A 445-nucleotide genomic window follows, 5' to 3' on the forward strand; every position below is an offset into this window, starting at 1 on the left:
GTTTTACGATCCTAAGACCTTCATCACTCACGCGGCGTTGCTCCGTCAGGCTTTCGCCCATTGCGGAAGATTCCCTACTGCTGCCTCCCGTAGGAGTCTGGACCGTGTCTCAGTTCCAGTGTGGCCGATCACCCTCTCAGGTCGGCTACGTATCGTTGCCTTGGTAAGCCGTTACCTTACCAACTAGCTAATACGGCGCGGGTCCATCTATAAGTGACAGCCGAAACCGTCTTTCAACATTGAACCATGCGGTTCAATATATTATCCGGTATTAGCCCCGGTTTCCCGGAGTTATCCCAGTCTTATAGGTAGGTTACCCACGTGTTACTCACCCGTCCGCCGCTAACATCAGAGAAGCAAGCTTCTCATCTGTTCGCTCGACTTGCATGTATTAGGCACGCCGCCAGCGTTCATCCTGAGCCAGGATCAAACTCTCCATAAAAGA

Annotated in this window: 1 rRNA gene; it reads right to left on the minus strand. The window is 52.1% G+C overall.

The features are described 5' to 3' along the window. Positions 1–442: ribosomal RNA gene (locus tag E4T88_RS17480) — 16S ribosomal RNA — on the minus strand; the annotation flags it as partial. Positions 443–445: the final 3 nt, after the last annotated feature.

This window comes from Dysgonomonas mossii (genome assembly GCF_004569505.1).
GTDB lineage: Bacteria > Bacteroidota > Bacteroidia > Bacteroidales > Dysgonomonadaceae > Dysgonomonas.